Below are 19,173 nucleotides of genomic sequence, written 5' to 3'. Positions count from 1 at the left end.
GCGGGCCTCATAAAAAATGACGAACCGGAGTTCGCCATTTGCACATGCGTCCACGAAAGGGCGACCCTTGTTACTTGGACAGGCATTCCTTCATGAATGCCTTGCGCTCGTCGCCCTTCTTCATGCTTGCAGCAATATAAGCAAACGAAAAGTGGCGCAGAAACCGCTTGTCAGAGCAGGCGGCCCTGGCCGCGCGAAGCGACATCGGCCTGCATCGCGGCACGCTGGCGGTCCATGAAATCACGCAGCGTATCGATGCCGCGCAGGCGCAGGATAGTGTTGCGCACGGCGGCCTCGACCAGCACGGCGAGATTTCGGCCGGCCGCCACCTGGATCTTGACCATGTGGATCGGCAGGCCAAGCACGTCGAGGTATTGGGAATCCAGCGGCAGGCGCTCGAACTCGCCATCGTTGCGCCGCACCAGCTGCACCACCAGCTTCATCTTCATTTTCCGGCGCACCGCAGTCTCGCCGAAGATGGTCTTGATGTCGAGCAGGCCCAGTCCGCGCACTTCGAGCAGGTTCTGCAGCAGCGGCGGGCAGCGGCCTTCGATGAAGTCAGGCCCCAGGCGCACGAAGTCCACCGCATCGTCGGCCACCAGTCCGTGTCCGCGCGAGATCAGTTCCAGGCCTAGTTCGCTCTTGCCCAGACCCGACTCGCCCATGATCAGCACGCCCATGCCGAGGATGTCGAGGAACACGCCGTGCATGGTCACGCGCGGCGCGGAAATCCGCGACAGATAGAGCCGCAGGTGGTCGATGACCGCGGCCGAGGATACCGGCGTGGTGAACAGGGGCGTGGACGAGCGCGTGCAGCGCAGTTCCAGGTCGGGGGGTGGCTCCATGCCGTCCGCGATCACCAGGAAGGGCGGCTCGAGCAGGATCAGCTCGCCCATCTGGCGTTTGCGCATTTCGTCGTCGAGACGCTGGTAATAGGTGATTTCGGGTTTGCCGAGCACCTGGATCCGGTTCGGGTGGATCAGGTTCAAGTGCCCGACGAGATCGGCGGCGGACGTGGCTTCACGCGCGAACTCAACGTCGAAGGCCCGGTCGGCCCCTTCCAGGCCAGCGACCCAGGAGAGTTTGATGTCGGCTGCGTTGTCGTCGAAGATCGACTGCGAGGTGACGCCAGTGAGTTCCATGCGGTGCTTTCGGGGGACAGGCTTTCAGGCCGGGGAGGCAACGGCCCTGTTGGCCGGGCAGGGCTTGCCCCGGCGGGTCAGGGATGCCATTGCGTCAGCAACTGGTGCACGGCATCGGGAGTGGGCAGGGTAGCGAGTCCTTCGCGCATTTCGCGGTCGGACAGCAGCTGGGCAATCTCGGAAAGGATCTCCAGGTGCTGCTGGGTAGCCTGTTCGGGCACGAGCAGGAAGATCAGCAGCGACACCGGCTTGCCGTCAGGCGACTCGAAGGGGATCGGCTCGCCCAGGCGCATGAAGGCGGCCAGGGGCTGCTTGAGGCCCTTGATGCGACCGTGCGGAATGGCAACCCCGGCTCCGAGGCCGGTCGAGCCCAGCGATTCGCGGGCGAACAGGTTGTCGGTCACGGTAGCGCGCGCTACGCCATGGTTGTTCTCGAAGAGGAGCCCGGCCTGTTCGAACACCCGCTTCTTGCTGGTGACGCTGACGTCGAGGTTGATGTTGCCGGGTGGCAGCAATTTAGCCAAACGATTCATGTGGAATGCGCAGGTTTTTCTAGTAAGCAGGCCCGTGGCCAGGAGAGGGCCGCACCAGGCAAAGGGGATAGAAAGGCTCGTGCCCTCGTTTCACCGGTTATCCCATGCCGGTGTCGGGCGTCTGGCCATTATAGAGCAGGCCCGCCCCCGCCTTGTGCATTGCAATAGCCGATGCGCGGAAGCGGTGCCGCGCGCACGGAAAAATTGCCGCGCTATTGCTTATGTATTGCACAGCATACACCGGGAGCGTGGCCTTGCGGAATCCCCTTGCGTGATTCGATACCGGCCGTAAATGCGGGAGAACGCCACAAAAATGTGCGCAAAAAAGCCGCGCATCGGGCGCGGCTTGTTCTGGTTTCAAGGGACTGACACCGACGGCCCCCTAGGTGGGCCGCCAGGCACGGTCATTGCTGCATCTGCGCTGCGGCCAATTGATACTTGACCGCTTCGCGGTCGTGGCTTTGCACGCGATCCTTGTGGCGAAYSACCTGCCGGTCGAGCTTGTCGACTAGCGCGTCGATAGCGGCATACAGGTCTTCGTGATGCGCTTCGACAAAGATGTCCTTGCCCTTGAGATGTAGATTGATTTCCGCGTACTGCCGCCGGTCCTTTTCTTTTGTATTGTCGACAGATAGCAGCACACTTACGCCAATGACTTGATCGAAATGCCTGACGATACGCTCCAGTTTCGTTTCCACGTACTCACGCAGCGGGGGCGTGATGTCCAAGTGGTGTCCACTGATCTTGAAGTTCATAGCGTTTCTCCTTCTGAAAGAGTTGCATCAGGCAGGCGATGCAACTCGGCTACAAAGACTTGCGGAGATTTACGGCAGGGATTTTCAGCGCCTCGCGGTACTTGGCGACGGTACGGCGCGCCACCACGAAGCCTTGCTCGCCGAGCAGTTCGGCGATCCTGCTATCCGACAGGGGATTCCTGGGATCTTCGGCTCCTATGAGTTGCTTGATCAACGCTCGAATTGCCGTTGAAGAGGCCGCGCCGCCGGTTTCTGTGGATACGTGACTGCCGAAGAAATACTTCAGCTCGAAAGTCCCCATCGGCGTTGCCATGTATTTATTGGTTGTCACCCGAGAGATGGTGGACTCGTGTAGACCCAGTGTATCGGCAATCTCCCGCAAAACCAAGGGGCGCATCGCAATTTCCCCGTGGGTGAAGAAGTTCTTTTGACGTTCGACAATCGCTTGTGCGACGCGCAATATGGTGTCGAAGCGCTGCTGGATATTCTTGATCAACCAGCGTGCTTCCTGCAATTTTTGCTGCAGTCCGGCAGCCCCTGAATCGCCTTTTGCACCGCGCAAAATCTGCGCGTACATATCGTTGATGCGTAGCCGCGGCATCACATCCGGATTGAGTTGCGCGATCCAGCCGCCGCTCATTTTTCGCACGAAAACATCCGGCACCACGAAATCCGCCTCGGGGCGGCTATAGGCATGGCCGGGATACGGGGCGAGCGAGCGGATCAGTTCGTGCGCGGCCTTGAGGTCGGCCTCGTCGACCTGCAGCGCTTTCTTCAGGCGCGTGTAGTCGCGCACCGCGAGCAGCTCCAGGTGGCTGGTGACGATGGTCAGGGCCAGTTCGCGCTGCGGATGGGTGAGCCGGCGCAGTTGCAGCGCCAGGCATTCGGCGGCGTTGCGCGCACCTACGCCGGCCGGGTCGAAGCTCTGCAGCAGGGTCAGGACGGCGTGTACCTCGTCGATCTCGAACTCGAGTTCCTCGGGCAGTTCGGCGCAGATCTCCTCGAGCGAAGCGCTAAGGTATCCGTCGTCGTCCAGCGACTCGACCAGGAAGATCGCGAGCCCTTTGTCGCGCATGGAAATCTTCAGCGGCGCGAGTTGCTCCATCAGGTGCTCGCGCAGCGTCGGCTCGGCGTCACGCAGCTGCATCGGCGTCTTTTCGTCCTCGTCGCCCTGCGGGCGGCGGGCAAAGTCGTCGAGGCTCCAGTCGCTGCCGTAATCCTCGCCGCTGTCGGCGTAGTTGTCGTCGCCATCGGCGGCGCCGTCGGGGCGGTTCTCGCTGGTGCCCTGGCCATCGGCGGGCGCAGGCGCGGGCGCGCTCTGCAGGTTGACGGAGCCATCGGCACCCACGCGCAGCGGGCTTTCGATCCAGTCGTTTTCGCGTTCGAGCAGGGGGTTCTCGGTGAGCGCTTGCTCAACTTCCTGCTGCAGTTCGAGCGTGGACAGTTGCAGCAGCCGGATCGACTGCTGGAGTTGCGGCGTAAGCGCGAGATGCTGCGAGAGGCGGAGCTGTAGCGACGGTTTCATGCGACCTATTTTATGCGCAACTTCCATGCCGTTGGAACGGAAATTGCTATCGCTGATGCCGCCGTGATCGTTTGCAGGATGAAAGGCGACATGAACGCCGCCTGGCCGCGAATATCCCGGCTGCGCGGCAGTAGGCCGCGCCCCGCGTTACATGCGGAAGTTCTCGCCCAGGTAGACCTTGCGCACCGATTCGTTGGCAATGATGTCTTCGGGCTGGCCTGACGCCAGCACGGTGCCTTCGCTGATGATATACGCGTGGTCGCAGATGCCAAGCGTCTCGCGCACGTTGTGGTCCGTGATGAGCACGCCGATGTTGCGTGCCTTGAGGAAGCTGACGATGCGCTGGATTTCGCCCACCGCGATCGGGTCCACGCCGGCGAACGGTTCGTCGAGCAGGATGAAGCGCGGCGCGGAAGCCAGCGCACGGGCGATTTCCACGCGGCGGCGCTCGCCACCGGACAGCGACAGCGCCGGATTCTCGCGCAGGTGGGCGATCTGCAGGTCGTCGAGCAGCGAGTCCAGGCGTCGCTCGATATCCGCCTTGGACAGCGGCTTGCCGTCGTGCACCTGCAACTCGAGCACGGCGCGGATGTTCTCCTGCACGTTGAGCTTGCGGAACACCGAGGCTTCCTGCGGCAGGTAGGACAGGCCCATGCGCGCGCGCTCGTGGATGGCGAGGCCGCTGATGTGCTTGTCGTCGAGCACGATGTCGCCTTCGTCCAGCGCCACCAGCCCGACGATCATGTAGAACGAAGTGGTCTTGCCCGCGCCGTTGGGACCCAGCAGCCCGACCACCTCGCCGCTCTTCACGTCGAGCGACACGTCCTTGACCACCGTGCGCGAGCCGTAGCGCTTCTTCAGGTGGCGCACGACCAGGGTGCTGCTCTCGGTCAGGACGTTGGGCTGGGACGGTTCGGTTTGGGTAGCGGTCATGAAGGCTGAATCCGTGGATCGGGCGGCGCTGCTGCGCGCCGGCGTCAGGGGTTGGCGGGGGCAGGGGCCGGCTTGAGCGGCAGCGGACTGGCGGCGGCGCCGCTGGCGGGCTGCTCCTGGCGCGGCGAGAGCACCGCGCGCACGCGTCCGGACGGGCTGCCTGCCGTGGCGTTCTCGGCGCCGCCGGTGGCCGTGTAGAACTCGTTGCGGCTGTCGTAGGTGATCACGGCACCGCGGATCTCGTCGACCAGCTTGGCGCCGGCCAGGCGCGCCATGCGGGCGCGGCCGATCAGCTTGGAGATTTCCTGCTTGCCGTCGGACTCGATGCGGTCGCCCCAGCCGTCGATGTATTCGTCGACGTTGTCGCGCTTCTGGCGGATATAGGCCTGCTTGCCTGCCTTCGAGGTGGCCACGGCGTACTGGTAGCCCTCGGGGTCGGTGCGCACTTCGGCCGCATCGGACTTCAGCACCATGGTGCCCTTGGTCAGCACCACGTTGCCGGTCAGTACGTACACCTGCTTGACGTCGTCGTAGCTGGCATTGTCCGCCTCCAGCACCAGTGGCTTGTCGCGGTCGGCCTTCTCGGCGCGGGCGGGCGCGGCCAGCGCAAGGCCGAGCATGGCTGCCAGCGTCAGCAGGGCAGCCGTGCTGCGACGGCGACAGGACGATGTCGTCAGGAATGGATTCATATTGGCGTGGTGGCGGTTGGCGCGGGCGGCTCTGGCCCGCGGGCGGCTTCGTTTCTTGGCTGTTTCCGGGCGCGGCGCGTCAGGCTTCGTCAGGGCTGCTTCGCGGCGCTGGCCGGCGGCCCCGTAATGATGGTGCCGTGTACGTTACCCAGCAATTGTACTTCGCGGGTGACGTTGTTGAAGATCAGGCCGTTGGCGGTCATCACCGACGGGCCGCGCGTGAGCTTGACGGCCTTGTCGGTCTTGACGATGTCGTCGTTGACCAGCACCTGGAAGTACTCGGACGCAGCGGTCATCTGCGGATCCTTGGCGGGATCGGGCCCCTGCGCGCGCACGATCAGCGCGTTGCCGAACAGGTCCACCACCGAGCCCTCGGCATTCATGGTGCCGCGGTCGGAGTGGCCGGTCACCGGCGGGCGGTCAATCTCATAGGCGCGCATGGCCGGGCGCGTCACTTCGTAGGTCTGGTCGTCCTCGAAGTGGGTCATCTTGTCGCCGGTGAAGCGCATCTTGGTGTTTCCGTCCTCGGCAAGCTCCGTGGCGGAAAAATGGATCATGTAGTAATCCGGCTCGTGCTTCTTGCCGACCGGGCCGGTGGCGGCTTCGCGCGGCGAGTTGACCTGCACCAGCCAGAAAGTGCTGCCCGCCACCAGCGCCATCAGCAGCAGTGGCAGCAGCCGCATTCCGAGCCGGCTCACGGAGGACAGGAGATCCCGCATATGCTGTGGCCGCCCTCAGATGACCTTGGCGCGGGTCAGGTCGTGGATATGCAGCGCGCCGACCAGGCGGTGCTCGGCGTCGACCACCAGCATCTGGTTGATGCGGTTCGCCTCCATCACCTGCACCGCTTCCACGGCCAGCTGGTCCGGGCCCACGGCGTGTGGCGCGCGGTGCATGACCTCGCTGATCGGCACCGTCTTCCAGTCGCGGGGGGTCTCCAGCAGGCGGCGCAGGTCGCCGTCGGTGAACACGCCGATCAGGTGATCGTCCGGATCCACCACGGCGGTCATGGCCATGCCCTTGCGCGTGATTTCCATCAGCGCCTGTGCCAGCGGTGTGCTTTCGCGCACCTTGGGCACCGCGTTGCCGCTGCGCATGACATCGCGCACATGGGTCAGGAGCTTGCGCCCGAGCGCGCCGCCCGGGTGCGAGCGGGCGAAGTCTTCCTCGCCGAAGCCGCGCGCGTCGAGCACCGCCACCGCCAGCGCGTCGCCCATCGCCAGCGCGGCGGTGGTGCTGGCGGTCGGCGCCAGGTTGAGCGGGCAAGCTTCCTTCTCGACGCCGGCATTGAGGTGGGCGTCGGCCATCTTGGCCAGCGTGGAGCCGGGATTGCCGGTCACCGAGATCAGCTTGGCGCCGATGCGCTTGACGATCGGCAGGATCGACAGCAGCTCGGCGGTCTCGCCGGAATTGGAGAAGGCGATCAGCACGTCGTCGCGCGTGACCATGCCGAGGTCGCCGTGGCTGGCCTCGGCAGGATGCACGAAGAACGAGGGCGTGCCGGTCGACGCCAGCGTAGCGGCCACCTTGCGGCCGATATGCCCGGACTTGCCGATGCCCGACACCACCACGCGGCCGCTGCACTCCAGCGTGAGCTGCACGGCATGCGCGAATTCGCCGTCCAGGCGGCCCGCAAGGGCGGCAACGGCGTCTGCTTCGATCTGGAGGGTCTCGCGAGCAAGCCGAAGTGCTCGATCCGCATTGAAATTAGCTATCATGGCGACGAAGTATACCAACGAATGCGATGGCGCCTTGCCTGTTCCGGGGATCGGGCAGCAAAGGCGGCCGCCGCGCTTGCCGTAATCCGCCGGCAGGGTCGCCCGCGCCGGGCGTGGCCCTGTCCCGGGGCGGCGTACCAGGCCCTTGTCGATGCACTCTCCGCTGGACCTGACTCTCGTGTTGCTGGCCGCCGCCGTGTTCGGCGTGGTCGCATTCCGCATGCTGCAGCTGCCGCCGATGCTGGGATACCTGGCGGTCGGCATCCTGATCGGTCCTCACGCGCTAGGCCTGGCCAGCGATACCGCGCAGACCAAGTACCTGGCCGAATTCGGCGTGGTCTTCCTGATGTTCTCGATCGGGCTGGAGTTCAGCCTGAGCAAGCTCAAGGCCATGAAGCGCCAGGTGTTCGGGCTGGGCGGCTCGCAGGTGGTGCTGTCGATGCTCGTGGTGGTGCCGGCGAGCTGGCTGTTCAACTGGGCGTTCCCGATGACCTGGCAGGCTTCGGTGGCGCTCGGCGGGGCGCTGGCGATGTCGTCCACCGCAATCGTGTCCAAGATGCTCTCGGAGCGCCTGGAGCTGGAAAGCGAGCACGGGCGCAACATCATCAGCATCCTGCTGTTCCAGGATCTGGCGGTGGTGCCGCTGCTGATCGTGATCCCCGCGCTGTCGCGCGATCCCGGCGACATGGCCATGGCGCTGGCGCTGGCCACGCTGAAGATCGCGGTGGCCCTGAGCCTGATCTTCTTCGTCGGGCAGAAAGTGATGAGCCGTTGGTTCCACGTGGTGGCCGCGCGCCGCTCGCAGGAACTGTTCATGCTCAACCTGCTCCTGGTCACGCTCGGCATGGCGGCGCTGACCGAGCGGCTCGGGCTGTCGATGGCGCTGGGCGCCTTCATGGCCGGCATGCTGATCTCCGAGACGCCCTACCGCCACCAGGTGGAAGAAGACATCAAGCCCTTCCGCGACGTACTGCTCGGGCTGTTCTTCGTCACCATCGGCATGTTGCTCAATATCCACGTGGTGCTGGACCACCTGTGGCTGGTGCTGGGGCTGCTGGCGGTGCCGATCCTCTTCAAGCTGCTGCTGATCTCCGGCCTGGCACGCGCGTTCGGCTCGCGCCAGGGCGTGGCGATCCGCACCGGCCTGGGCCTGGCGCAGGCGGGCGAGTTCGGCTTCGTGCTGCTCAACCAGATCGACGGGCTGAACCTGGTCGATCCGGTGCTGATCCAGGTCATCCTGGCCTCGATGCTGCTCTCGATGCTGGCCGCGCCCTTCCTGATCCAGTACAGCGATGCCATCGTGCTGCGCTTCGCCGCCAATGAATGGCTCATGCAGTCGCTCAACATGACGCGCATCGCCGCGCAGAGCCTGCAGACGGAAAAGCACGCCATCATCTGCGGCTTCGGCCGCAGCGGGCAGAACCTCGCCCACATGCTCGAGCGCGAGGGCATCACCTATGTCGCGCTCGATCTGGACCCCGACCGCGTACGCGAGGCCGCGGGCGCCGGCGACACCGTGGTGTACGGCGACGCCGGCCGGCGCGAGGCGCTGATCGCCGCCGGGCTGCACCGGGCCGCCGCCATGATCATCACTTACGCCAACACACCTTCCGCCCTCAAGGTGCTGCACCACGTGCAGGAGCTCGCGCCGGCCCTGCCGGTGATCGTGCGCACCGTGGACGACTCGGAACTCGACATCCTGCAGAAGGCCGGCGCCACCGAGGTGGTGCCGGAGATCATCGAAGGCAGCCTGATGCTGGCCTCGCACGCGCTGGTGCTGCTCGGCGTGCCGATGCGCCGCGTGGTGCGCGGCGTGCAGCAGGCGCGCGACGCGCGCTACAGCCTGCTGCGCGGATACTTTCACGGGCGCGACGACGAAGAGGATATGGTCGAGCGCGACTCGGTGCGCCTGCATTCGGTCTCGCTCGGCCCCGACGCCACTGCGCTCGGGCGCAGCCTCGGCGCGCTGGGGCTGGAACGCATCGGGGTGGAGGTGACGGCAGTGCGCCGGCGCGGTATCCGCGCCTTCGACCCCCAGCCGGAAACCGTGCTGGAGCCGGGCGACGTGGTGGTGTTGCGCGGGCAGCCGGAGGCGCTGGAGGCGGCGGAAAAACGCATGCTGACGGGCTGAAGGGCGCACGGCCCGCAAGGACGGCCTGCAAGCACGCCCCGCAAGCGCCCGGCAAGGCACGGCTGTGGCGCTATGCCGCCACGCGGCTGGCGGTTTTCGATCCTTCCACGCTGTCGGCCCATGACGGCGGCAGGCCTTCGAGCACGGAGCGCGCGTCGAGCGAGCGGATCGGGATGCTCGGATCGGCCGGGATGCGGCCCTCTGCCTGCAGCATCAGGTACCGCAGGCAGCACACGCGCAGGAAGGAGGTGAAATTCGCCGCCTCGCCGCGGTAGGCGGCCAGTTCGTCGTGCAGCCGCGTGATGAGCTGGCCCACGCTCATGCCGTCGCGCCCGGCCAGCGTTTCCAGGACTTCCCAGAACAGGCTTTCCAGCCGGATGCTGGTGGCCACGCCGTGCAGGCGCAGCGAGCGCGACTGGCAGAGGTACGACTCCGGGTTGGCCCGGATAAAGATTTCGCACATGGGGGACTCCGGTTCGGCGCGGCCCGGCGCAAAGGGCGGGCCGCGTTTCGGCAGCCTCTACTGTACGATCCGGGTGCCCAGCACCGCAAGGAACTGCGCCAGCCAGGCCGGATGCGCAGGCCATGCGGGCGCGGTCACCAGGTTGCCGTCGGTGTGGGCCTGGTCCACGGGGATGTCGGCGTATTTGCCGCCAGCCAGGCGCACCTCGGGCGCGCAGGCCGGGTAGGCCGAGCAGGTGCGGCCCTCCAGCACGCCGGCCGCGGCCAGCAGCTGGGCGCCGTGGCAGACCGCGGCGATCGGCTTGTTGGCGCTGGCGAAGTGGCGCACGATCTCCAGCACACGGTCGTTCAGGCGCAGATACTCCGGCGCGCGCCCGCCCGGGATGACCAGCGCATCGTAGGCGACGGGGTCGACCTCGGCGAAGGTCGCGTTCAGCGTGAAGTTGTGGCCGCGCTTCTCGCTATAGGTCTGGTCGCCCTCGAAATCGTGGATGGCGGTCGCGCAGCTGGCGCCGGCCTTCTTGTCCGGGCAGACCGCATGGACCGTATGGCCCACCATCTGGAGTGCCTGGAAAGGCACCATGGTTTCGTAGTCCTCGGCGTAGTCGCCAACCAGCATCAAGATCTTTTTTGCCATCGCGGTCTCCTGTATGGTTACGGGTGCCCGGCGGAACGGCGCGCAAGCCTGCGCGCCCGGCCCCCCTGGTACCAGCCCATTGTGTTGCCGTTCGCGGCAGCCCGGGTGGTAGCCCATTACCGCATCCGGCCTGCCACGGCGGCAGGCTGTCAGAACGAGTTCCCATGCCCAATACCACTATCCAGTCGTCCGCCCTCGGCCACGTCACCGACTACCTGCGCGAGCGCATCCGCACCGTGCCCGACTGGCCSCAGCCSGGCGTGATGTTCCGCGAYATCACGCCKCTGCTGCAGGATCCCAAGACCCTGCGCGTGCTGATCGACGTCTTCGTCCACCGCTATATGGACGCCCGCCTGGACCTGGTCGCCGGCATCGACGCGCGCGGCTTCATTCTCGGCGCCATCGTGGCCTACGAGCTCAACCTCGGCTTCGTGCCGATCCGCAAGAAGGGCAAGCTGCCCTTCCAGACCGTGTCCGAGGAATACGAGCTGGAATACGGCAGCGCCACCGTCGAGATCCACGCCGACGCCTGCAAGGCCGGCGACCGCGTGCTGCTGATCGACGACCTGATCGCCACCGGCGGCACCATGATGGCCGGGCGCAAGCTGCTCGAGCGCCTGGGCGCCACGGTGGTGGAGGGCGCCGCCATCGTCGACCTGCCGGAGCTGGGCGGTTCGCGCCATCTGCTCGACAGCGGGCTGCCGCTGTTCACGGTGTGCCGCTTCGACGGCCATTGAGGCGCGCCGCGCGCTCACCTGGATAGACCACCGGAGCCTGTTCCATGCCGGATCTCATGCTGTTCCTCGTCACCTCGGTGGCCATCACCCTGGCTCCCGGGCCCGACAACCTGCAAGTGCTGGCGCGCGGCATGGCGCAGGGGCGCCGCGCCGGCGTGGCGGCGGCGCTGGGCTTTGCTTTCGGTTGTCTCTTCCACACCGTGGTGGCAGCCGTGGGGCTGGCGGCCGTGCTGCGTTCCTCGCCGCTGGCCTTCCAGTGCATCAAGTTCGCGGGGGCCGCCTACCTGATCTGGATCGGCATCCAGGCGCTGCGCTCGCGCGGGGCGCTGGGCAAGGCCGCCGACACGCCGGAGGTGCCGCTGTCCACGGTGTTCCGCCAGAGCGTGCTGGCCAACCTGATGAACCCCAAGGTGACGCTGTTCTTCCTGGTGTTCCTGCCGCAGTTCGTGCGCGCCGATGCCGCCCACCCGGGCTGGCAGATGCTGGTGCTGGGCGTGGTCTTCATGCTGCAGACGGCGGTGGTGTTCTCGCTGTTCGGGCTGTTCGCGGGTGTGCTGGGCGACTGGCTCAAGCACCGTCCGCGCGCCGGCCGCTGGCTTGACCGCGTTGCCGGCGCGATCTTCGTGGTGCTCGGCATCAAGGTCGCGCTATAGGCCCGGACGCCCGGGCATCCGGACGCCCGAACAGCCCGGACGCCCGGTGTCCGCGCGGCCCCGCTGCCGCCCGGACTGCCGGCACTGTTGCGCAGTTCCACGCGCCATCCCCATGGCGTTGCCCGCACATGCATGCGGGCGCATAATGCCCCATTGACAACAACGATACGATGACCGGGCGGCAACTTGCGGCCGGCATTTGCCTCAGCCTTCATGCCGGGCTCCGGCACCTGCCATCGCAACGGCGGCACCGGTCACAGAAGGGTGGACCATGGGCGTTTTACTTCATTTGCTTTCCGGCGTGGCGCTGCTGGTTTGGGGCACCAACATCGTCAAGGTGGGCATCTTGCGCGTGTACGGCGCCAACCTGCGCCACGTGCTTTCCTCCAGTATCTCCAACCGCCTCTCGGCCTTTGCCGCCGGGCTCGGCGTGACCGGCCTGGTGCAGAGCAGCAATGCCACCGCGGTGATCGTCAGTTCCTTTGTCGGCCAGGGCCTGATTGCCGTGGCACCGGCGCTGGCCATCATGCTGGGCGCCAACGTGGGCACCGCGATCATGGTGCAGGTGTTCTCGCTGGACCTGTCGTGGCTGTCGCCGCTGCTGATCTTCGTCGGGGTGATCCTGCACCTGTCCTGGAAGGGCAACAAGCCCGGCCACGTCGGCCGCGTGCTGATCGGCCTGGGGCTGATCACGCTGGCGCTCGAGCTGATCTCCATCGCCACGCGCCCGGTGGTGCAGGCAGCCGGCGTCAAGGTGCTGTTCGGCACGCTGACGGGCGATCCGACGCTCGACATGCTGATCGGCGCCTTCCTCACCATCCTGTGCTACTCGAGCCTGGCAGTGGTGCTGTTCTGCGGCGCGCTGGCCTCGGCCGGCGTGGTTTCGCTGCACGTGGCGCTGGCCCTGGTGCTGGGCGCCAACCTCGGCTCCGGGATCTCGGCGCTACTCACCACCTCGGGCAACAACCAGCCCGGCAAGCGCGTCACGCTGGGCAACCTGCTGTCGCGCCTGCTTGGCTGCGTGGTCGCGCTGCCCCTGCTGGGGCAGGCCGAGAGCCTGCTCGCGCTGTTCGATGCCGACCCGCAGCGGCTGGTGGTGAACTTCCACCTGCTGTTCAACGTGGCGCTGGCGGTGTTGCTGCTGGGCGCCACCGGCCCGCTGGCGCGCCTGTGCGAGGCGGTGCTGCCGGGCCGCAATACCGGCGACAGCCAGGTCACGCCGCGCCACCTGGACCTGGCCGCGCTGTCCACGCCCGCGCTGGCGCTGTCCAACGCCGCGCGCGAAGTGCTGCGCATCGGCGACCGCATCGAGCAGATGCTCGACAACATGCTGCGGGTGCTGCGCAACAACGATGCCAAGCTGGCCGCCGCCACCTGCCGCATCGACGACGAGGTGGACGACCTCTACACCGCCATCAAGCTCTACCTGACCCAGATCAGCCTGGAGGCCCTCGACGAGCGCGACGGCCGGCGCTGGACCGAAATCATCTCGCTCACCATCAACCTCGAGCATGCCGGCGACATCATCGAGCGCATCCTGCTGGATGCGCGCGACAAGAAGATCGCCCACAACCTGGCCTTCTCGGAGGCAGGCATGCAGGAAATCGCGCAGATGCATGCGCGCGTGGTGGCGAACCTGCGCCTGGGCTTGTCGGTCTTCCTCTCCGGCGACCTCAGGAGCGCGCAGCAACTGATGGCCGAGAAGGCCACCTTCCGCGACCTGGAGCGCCAGTACGCGCGCACCCACCTGCAGCGCATCGCCGTGCAGACCGCGGAGAGCATCGAGACCAGCTCGCTGCACCTCGACGTGATCAGTGACCTCAAGCGCCTGAACTCGCTGTTCTGCGCCACGGCCTACCCGGTGCTGGAAGAGGCGGGCGTGCTCAACCGCAGCCGCATGAAGGAGGACGACGGCGAGCCGCCGGTGCGGGCAGTGCCGTCCGCCCAGGCGCACTGAGGCGCGGCCCGCGCCCGGCGGGCGCGGGATGTCAGAGCTTGTAGCCGATCTGGCGCAACAGGTCGCGCCGCCAGGCGATGTCGGCGTCGGTTTCCAGCCCGAGCGGCGGCTCGCCGTCCACCACGCCCAGTACCGCGCGGCCTTGCGCGGTCTGCGCGATCACCACCTCGACGGAATTGGCCGTGGCGCAGTAGATCCTGCAGACCTCGGGCACCGCGCGCACCGCGCCCAGCACATTGACGGGATAGAAGCCGTCGCCCAGGAACAGCAGGAAGCTGTGCCCGGCGCCGATCGCCATGGCGTTGCTGCAGGCCAGGTCGATCAGCCCGTCGTCGTTGCCGGACCAGCGCACCAGGCGCTTGCCCGAGGCTTCGCAGAAGGCCAGCCCGAAGCGGATGCCCGGCACCGCGCCGACCAGCGCCTCGTGGATGTCGTCGACGGTCTTGATGAAGTGCGACTGGCCGAAGATGAAGTTGGTCGCCTCCGGCTTGGAGACCGGTACTACGCTGAGTTCCATGGCCATGCTCCTGCATCGACCCGAGCGAATCGGGATCTTCCGCAGTCCATGGTAGGCCGCGCGGTGTCGAATGCAAGGCGCCACCGCCGCGGGGGCGCGCACGGCGGCGCGCCGGCCAGGCCGATGCGCGCTCAGCGCGCGAGCAGCGGCGCGAGGTACTTGCCGGTAAAGCTGGCGCGGCTGCCGGCCACGGTTTCCGGCGTACCCTTGGCGATCACCTGGCCGCCGCCGGCGCCGCCCTCGGGGCCCATGTCGAGCAGCCAGTCCGCGGTCTTGATCACGTCCAGGTTGTGCTCGATGATCACCACCGTATTGCCCTGGTCGCGCAGCTTGTGGATGACCTTGAGGAGCAGCTCGATGTCGTGGAAATGCAGGCCCGTGGTGGGCTCGTCCAGGATGTAGAGCGTGCGCCCGGTGTCGCGCTTGGACAGCTCCAGCGAGAGTTTCACGCGCTGCGCCTCGCCGCCCGACAGCGTGGTGGCGGACTGCCCCAGGCGGATGTAGCCCAGGCCCACGTCGAGCAGTGTCTTGAGCTTGCGCCGTACCACCGGCACTGCGTTGAAGAACTCGTGCGCCTGCTCCACCGTCATGTCCAGCGTCTCGTGGATGCTCTTGCCCTTGTAGAGCACCTCCAGCGTCTCGCGGTTGTAGCGCTTGCCGTGGCACACATCGCAAGGCACGTACACGTCGGGCAGGAAGTGCATCTCCACCTTGAGCACGCCGTCGCCCTGGCAGGCCTCGCAGCGCCCGCCCTTGACGTTGAACGAGAAGCGGCCCGGATCGTAGCCGCGCTCCTTGGCCGCCGGCACGCCGGCGAACAGCTCGCGGATCGGCGTGAACAGGCCCGTGTAGGTGGCGGGGTTGGAGCGCGGCGTGCGCCCGATCGGGCTCTGGTCGACGTTGATGACCTTGTCGAAGTGTTCCAGCCCGTCGATGCGGTCGTGCGCCGCCGGCTCCGCCGTGGAGCCGTACAGGTGGCGCGCCACCGCGTGGTACAGCGTGTCGTTGATCAGCGTCGACTTGCCCGAGCCGGATACTCCCGTGACGCAGGTCAGCAGGCCCACCGGGATCTCCGCGCTGACGTTGCGCAGGTTGTTGCCGGTGGCGTTGATGATGCGCAGCAGCTTTTCCTCGTCGGGCGCGGCACGCTCGGCCGGCACCTCGATGCGGCGCGCGCCGGACATGTACTGGCCGGTAAGCGAGTTGGGCGACTGCTCGATCTGGGCCGGCGTGCCCTCGGCCACGATCATGCCGCCGTGCACGCCGGCGCCCGGGCCGATGTCGACCACGTAGTCGCAGGCGCGGATCATGTCCTCGTCGTGCTCCACCACCAGCACGGAATTACCGATGTCGCGCAGGTGCTTGAGCGTGCCGATCAGGCGGTCGTTGTCGCGCTGGTGCAGGCCGATCGACGGCTCGTCCAGCACGTACATCACGCCGGTCAGGCCGGAGCCGATCTGCGAGGCCAGGCGGATGCGCTGCGCCTCGCCGCCCGAGAGCGTGTCCGCGCTGCGCTCGAGCGAGAGGTAGTCCAGCCCCACGTTGTTGAGGAAATTCAGGCGCGCGGTGATCTCCTTGACGATCTTGTCGGCGATCTCGCGCTTGGCGCCGTGCATGTCCAGTGTGAGGAAATACGTCAGCGCATCGCGCAGCGGCCAGCCGTTGATCTCGAAGATGGCGCGCGCCTGGTCGTTCTCGCCCAGCTTGACGTGGCGCGCCTCGGTGCGCAGCCGCGTGCCGTGGCAGGCGGGGCAGGCCTGGTTGTTCTGGTACTTGGCCAGTTCCTCGCGCACCGCGACCGAGTCGGTCTCGCGGTAGCGCCGCTCCAGATTGGGGATGATGCCCTCGAAGGCATGCTCGCGCACCGTGGTGCGGCCGCGCTCGTTCATGTAGGTGAACGGGATCTCGACGTCGCCCGAGCCATGCAGCACCACCTCCTGCACCTCGGCGGGCAGGTCCTCGAAGGCCGTATCCAGCTCGAAGTCGTAGTAGGCGGCCAGGCTCTGCAGCATCTGGAAGTAGAACTGGTTGCGCCGGTCCCAGCCCTTGATCGCGCCCGAGGCCAGCGACAGGTTGGGAAACGCCACCACCCGCTTGGGATCGAAGAAGGTGATCTGGCCCAGCCCGTCGCAGCTCGGGCAGGCGCCCATCGGGTTGTTGAACGAGAACAGGCGCGGCTCCAGCTCCTGCAGCGAGTAGGAACAGATCGGGCAGGCGAACTTGGAGCTGAAGCCGTGCTCGTGCGCGCTGTCGATCTCCAGCGCAATGGCGCGGCCGTCGGCCAGGCGCAGCGCCGTCTCGAACGATTCCGCCAGGCGCTGCTTGATGTCGGCGCGTACCTTGACGCGGTCCACCACCACGTCGATGGAATGCTTTTCGGTTTTCTTCAGCTTGGGCAGCGCGTCGACTTCATAGACCACGGCCGGCGCCTCGTGCGTGGTGCCGCCGCCCGAGCGGATGCGAAAACGCACGAAGCCCTGCGCCTGCATGGTGTCGAACAGGTCGAGGTGCTCGCCCTTGCGATTGGCCACCACCGGCGCCAGGATCATCAGCTTGGTGTCTTCCGGCAGCGCCAGCGCGGCATCCACCATCTGCGACACGCTCTGTGCCTGCAGCGGCAGGTTGTGGTCCGGGCAGTAGGGGGTGCCGGCGCGCGCGAACAGCAGGCGCAGGTAGTCGTGGATCTCGGTGACCGTGCCCACCGTGGAGCGGGGGTTGTGGCTGGTTGCCTTCTGTTCGATGGCGATCGCCGGCGACAGGCCTTCGATCAGGTCCACGTCGGGCTTTTCCATCAGCTGCAGGAACTGGCGCGCGTAGGCCGAGAGCGACTCCACATAGCGCCGTTGCCCCTCGGCATACAAGGTGTCGAAGGCCAGCGATGACTTGCCCGAACCGGATAGCCCGGTGATCACGATCAGCTTGTTGCGGGGCAGATCGAGATTGATGTTCTTCAGGTTGTGGGTACGGGCACCACGGATTCTGATTTCTTCCATATACCGAATGTCTTCGCCAGGCGGGCCGCCAGTCAGGTCGACAGGCCGGTCTCACGGAATTTCCAAGAAAAAAGCATGCCAGGCACGGCTCTGGCAGCCCGCTCCGGGCCGCGCGGCGCCCGTTGCGGCGCCCAAAGCGCGGCGAAGCAAACCTGTTAATATACCGAACTTCGGTTTCCGGGGTTGCCCGTCCTTGTGTGGCGATGCCTCCGAGGGTGTCTCCGAGGGTCCCGCGATGGGTGCCATCCGGGGGCTTCCGGGGGTGCAGCGCGGCACCGCATCCGGCGTGCTGCATGGGCCGGTCCGGCAACCAGTCTCGGAAATTCCCCACGATCGCAATGTCGTCGATCCATAGCTCCTCCCAAGATGCGGCCAAGGCCGACGATTCCAAGGCCGATGGCGCCAGGCCCCAGGCCGCCGGTCGCGACCGCATGACCCGCATGGAACTGCGGGCCAGCATCTCGCTCGCCAGCATCTTCGCACTGCGCATGCTCGGGCTGTTCCTGATCCTGCCGGTGTTCGCCGAATACGCCGCCGGGCTGCCCGACGGGCACGACGCCCAGCGCGTGGGCCTGGCCATGGGCATCTATGGCCTGATGCAGGCCTTCCTCCATATCCCGCTGGGCTGGCTGTCCGACCGCGTCGGCCGCAAGCCGGTGATGGTGGCGGGGCTGCTGCTGTTCGTCGCCGGCGGCCTGGTGGCGGCCGGGTCGGACACGCTGACCGGCATCATCGTCGGCCGCTCGCTGCAAGGCATGGGCGCGATTTCCGCGGCCATCACCGCCTGCATCGCCGACCTGACCCGCGAGCAGCACCGCACCAAGGCCATGGCCATGGTCGGCGGCAGCATCGGCCTGACCTTCGCGCTGTCGCTGGTGATCGCCTCGCCGCTGCTGCACAGCATCGGCATGCCGGGCATCTTCACGCTGATGTCGGTGCTCGGCGTGGTCGCCATCCTGGTCACGCTGTTCCTGGTGCCCGCGCCGCCGCCGCCGCACCCGGTGCGCTTGCCGTTCCGTGCCGTGCTGCTCAACCCCGACCTGATCCGCCTCAACGTGGGCGTGCTCGCCCTGCATGCGTCCCAGGTCGCCATGTTCATGGTGGTGCCGGCCATGCTCAGCAGCGCCGGCATGCCGCTGGACCAGCACTGGAAGGTCTACCTGCCCGTGGTGCTGGTTTCCTTCGTCCTGATGCTCGGACCCATGATGGCGGCCGAGCGCTATGGCAAGGTGCGCCCCGTGCTGCTGTGCTCGGTCGGCCTGATGACTGCCGTGCAACTGCTGTTCGCCGCGGTGCACGGCCTGTGGGGCATCGTTGGCGTGCTGCTGCTGTTTTTCGTCGCCTTCAACGTGCTCGAAGCCATGCAGCCTTCGCTGGTGTCGCGGTACGCCGCCGCGGCGCGCGGGGCCGCGCTGGGCGTGTACAACACCACGCAGGCGATGGGCCTGTTTCTCGGCGGCGCCGTCGGCGGCTGGCTGCTCAAGCACGAAGGTCGCAGCGCGGTGTTCATCGGTTGCGCGGTCGTGCTCCTGCTCTGGCTTATAATCGCCTGGAACATGAAGTCGCCCCCGGCCCGGAAAAGTAGTGCGCCGGCCGTCGCTGCCTGAAGCAGGCGGCAGCGGGAAGGCAGGTCCGAAAGGGTTTGTCGCATCACTTCGTAAAGCTTTTCGCCGCTGTTTGGCACTAGCATGACCGCGCGCCCGACTCTATGGCCGGGGGCGCGTTATTCGTTTACGCGCATTTGTTTGCGCATCAGTCAAGGCATCGCCACGCCGCTTGCAGCAGAGGGCG

At 66.7% G+C, this 19,173-nt stretch carries 18 protein-coding genes; 5 read left to right on the top strand and 13 right to left on the bottom strand.

The window, feature by feature from the left end; all coding sequences use genetic code 11:
* Nucleotides 1-70 precede the first annotated feature (70 nt).
* The 9 genes from AC1DK4_RS03515 to AC1DK4_RS03475 all read right to left on the bottom strand — a co-directional run bounded on the left by AC1DK4_RS03515 (nt 71) and on the right by AC1DK4_RS03475 (nt 7,295).
* The gene (locus AC1DK4_RS03515; protein ID WP_441649690.1) at nt 71-205 is read right to left on the bottom strand and encodes a PsiF family protein; all 135 of its coding nucleotides are present in this window, start codon (nt 203-205) and stop codon (nt 71-73) included.
* A complete protein-coding gene (gene hprK, locus AC1DK4_RS03510) occupies nt 171-1,142 on the bottom strand; it encodes an HPr(Ser) kinase/phosphatase (protein ID WP_017230420.1) in 972 nt (323 codons plus the stop codon). Before hprK ends, AC1DK4_RS03515 begins: the two co-directional genes overlap by 35 nt.
* 77 nt (nt 1,143-1,219) lie before the next feature.
* The gene (gene ptsN / locus AC1DK4_RS03505) at nt 1,220-1,675 is read right to left on the bottom strand and encodes a PTS IIA-like nitrogen regulatory protein PtsN (protein WP_441613713.1); all 456 of its coding nucleotides are present in this window, start codon (nt 1,673-1,675) and stop codon (nt 1,220-1,222) included.
* Nucleotides 1,676-2,079: 404 nt separating this feature from the next.
* Nucleotides 2,080-2,430, bottom strand: a complete 351-nt coding sequence (hpf, locus tag AC1DK4_RS03500; protein ID WP_477131390.1) for a ribosome hibernation-promoting factor, HPF/YfiA family — start codon at nt 2,428-2,430, stop codon at nt 2,080-2,082.
* A 49-nt stretch (nt 2,431-2,479) separates the two neighbouring features.
* The gene (locus AC1DK4_RS03495; protein ID WP_441613711.1) at nt 2,480-3,955 is read right to left on the bottom strand and encodes an RNA polymerase factor sigma-54; all 1,476 of its coding nucleotides are present in this window, start codon (nt 3,953-3,955) and stop codon (nt 2,480-2,482) included.
* A 147-nt stretch (nt 3,956-4,102) separates the two neighbouring features.
* Nucleotides 4,103-4,888, bottom strand: a complete 786-nt coding sequence (gene lptB / locus AC1DK4_RS03490) for an LPS export ABC transporter ATP-binding protein (RefSeq protein WP_441613710.1) — start codon at nt 4,886-4,888, stop codon at nt 4,103-4,105.
* A 44-nt stretch (nt 4,889-4,932) separates the two neighbouring features.
* Nucleotides 4,933-5,577 (bottom strand): lipopolysaccharide transport periplasmic protein LptA, encoded by a 645-nt coding sequence (gene lptA, locus AC1DK4_RS03485; protein ID WP_441613709.1) that lies wholly within the window; start codon nt 5,575-5,577, stop codon nt 4,933-4,935.
* Nucleotides 5,578-5,666: 89 nt separating this feature from the next.
* Nucleotides 5,667-6,296, bottom strand: a complete 630-nt coding sequence (gene lptC, locus AC1DK4_RS03480; protein ID WP_441613708.1) for an LPS export ABC transporter periplasmic protein LptC — start codon at nt 6,294-6,296, stop codon at nt 5,667-5,669.
* A gap of 15 nt (nt 6,297-6,311) precedes the next feature.
* Complete coding sequence (locus AC1DK4_RS03475) at nt 6,312-7,295, bottom strand: KpsF/GutQ family sugar-phosphate isomerase (protein ID WP_441613707.1); 984 nt, start codon at nt 7,293-7,295, stop codon at nt 6,312-6,314.
* A 151-nt stretch (nt 7,296-7,446) separates the two neighbouring features.
* Here AC1DK4_RS03475 and AC1DK4_RS03470 point away from each other — a divergent pair, with 151 nt between their 5' ends.
* Nucleotides 7,447-9,426 carry a monovalent cation:proton antiporter family protein gene (locus tag AC1DK4_RS03470; protein ID WP_441613706.1) on the top strand — a complete coding sequence of 660 codons (1,980 nt, stop codon included), beginning with the start codon at nt 7,447-7,449 and terminating at the stop codon, nt 9,424-9,426.
* 70 nt (nt 9,427-9,496) lie between these two features.
* Here the strand turns inward: AC1DK4_RS03470 and AC1DK4_RS03465 are convergent, their stop codons facing one another.
* Both AC1DK4_RS03465 and AC1DK4_RS03460 read right to left on the bottom strand, forming a co-directional pair.
* Nucleotides 9,497-9,889 carry a ribbon-helix-helix domain-containing protein gene (locus AC1DK4_RS03465; protein WP_441613705.1) on the bottom strand — a complete coding sequence of 131 codons (393 nt, stop codon included), beginning with the start codon at nt 9,887-9,889 and terminating at the stop codon, nt 9,497-9,499.
* A 57-nt stretch (nt 9,890-9,946) separates the two neighbouring features.
* Nucleotides 9,947-10,525 carry a DJ-1/PfpI family protein gene (locus tag AC1DK4_RS03460; RefSeq protein WP_441613704.1) on the bottom strand — a complete coding sequence of 193 codons (579 nt, stop codon included), beginning with the start codon at nt 10,523-10,525 and terminating at the stop codon, nt 9,947-9,949.
* Between the two features lie 164 nt (nt 10,526-10,689).
* On the opposite strand from AC1DK4_RS03460, the gene AC1DK4_RS03455 reads away from it, so the two are divergent.
* The 3 genes from AC1DK4_RS03455 to AC1DK4_RS03445 all read left to right on the top strand — a co-directional run bounded on the left by AC1DK4_RS03455 (nt 10,690) and on the right by AC1DK4_RS03445 (nt 13,872).
* A complete protein-coding gene (locus AC1DK4_RS03455; protein ID WP_441613703.1) occupies nt 10,690-11,262 on the top strand; it encodes an adenine phosphoribosyltransferase in 573 nt (190 codons plus the stop codon).
* Nucleotides 11,263-11,306: 44 nt separating this feature from the next.
* Nucleotides 11,307-11,915, top strand: coding sequence for a LysE family translocator (locus AC1DK4_RS03450; protein ID WP_441613702.1), 609 nt, complete (start codon nt 11,307-11,309; stop codon nt 11,913-11,915).
* A 271-nt stretch (nt 11,916-12,186) separates the two neighbouring features.
* A complete protein-coding gene (locus AC1DK4_RS03445) occupies nt 12,187-13,872 on the top strand; it encodes a Na/Pi cotransporter family protein (protein WP_441613701.1) in 1,686 nt (561 codons plus the stop codon).
* A gap of 31 nt (nt 13,873-13,903) precedes the next feature.
* Here AC1DK4_RS03445 and AC1DK4_RS03440 read toward each other — a convergent pair whose 3' ends face one another.
* The gene (locus tag AC1DK4_RS03440; RefSeq protein ID WP_441613700.1) at nt 13,904-14,389 is read right to left on the bottom strand and encodes an adenosine-specific kinase; all 486 of its coding nucleotides are present in this window, start codon (nt 14,387-14,389) and stop codon (nt 13,904-13,906) included.
* A 131-nt stretch (nt 14,390-14,520) separates the two neighbouring features.
* Nucleotides 14,521-17,382: an excinuclease ABC subunit UvrA gene (uvrA, locus tag AC1DK4_RS03435; protein WP_441613699.1), complete on the bottom strand. Its 2,862-nt coding sequence runs from the start codon at nt 17,380-17,382 to the stop codon at nt 14,521-14,523.
* 338 nt (nt 17,383-17,720) lie between these two features.
* On the opposite strand from uvrA, the gene AC1DK4_RS03430 reads away from it, so the two are divergent.
* A complete protein-coding gene (locus tag AC1DK4_RS03430) occupies nt 17,721-18,989 on the top strand; it encodes an MFS transporter (RefSeq protein WP_441613698.1) in 1,269 nt (422 codons plus the stop codon).
* Nucleotides 18,990-19,173 lie beyond the last annotated feature (184 nt).

Source organism: Cupriavidus sp. 05N38 (genome assembly GCF_056397345.1).
The sequence above is the reverse complement of the archived record's forward strand: the minus strand, read 5'-3'. Positions and strand labels throughout refer to the sequence as shown.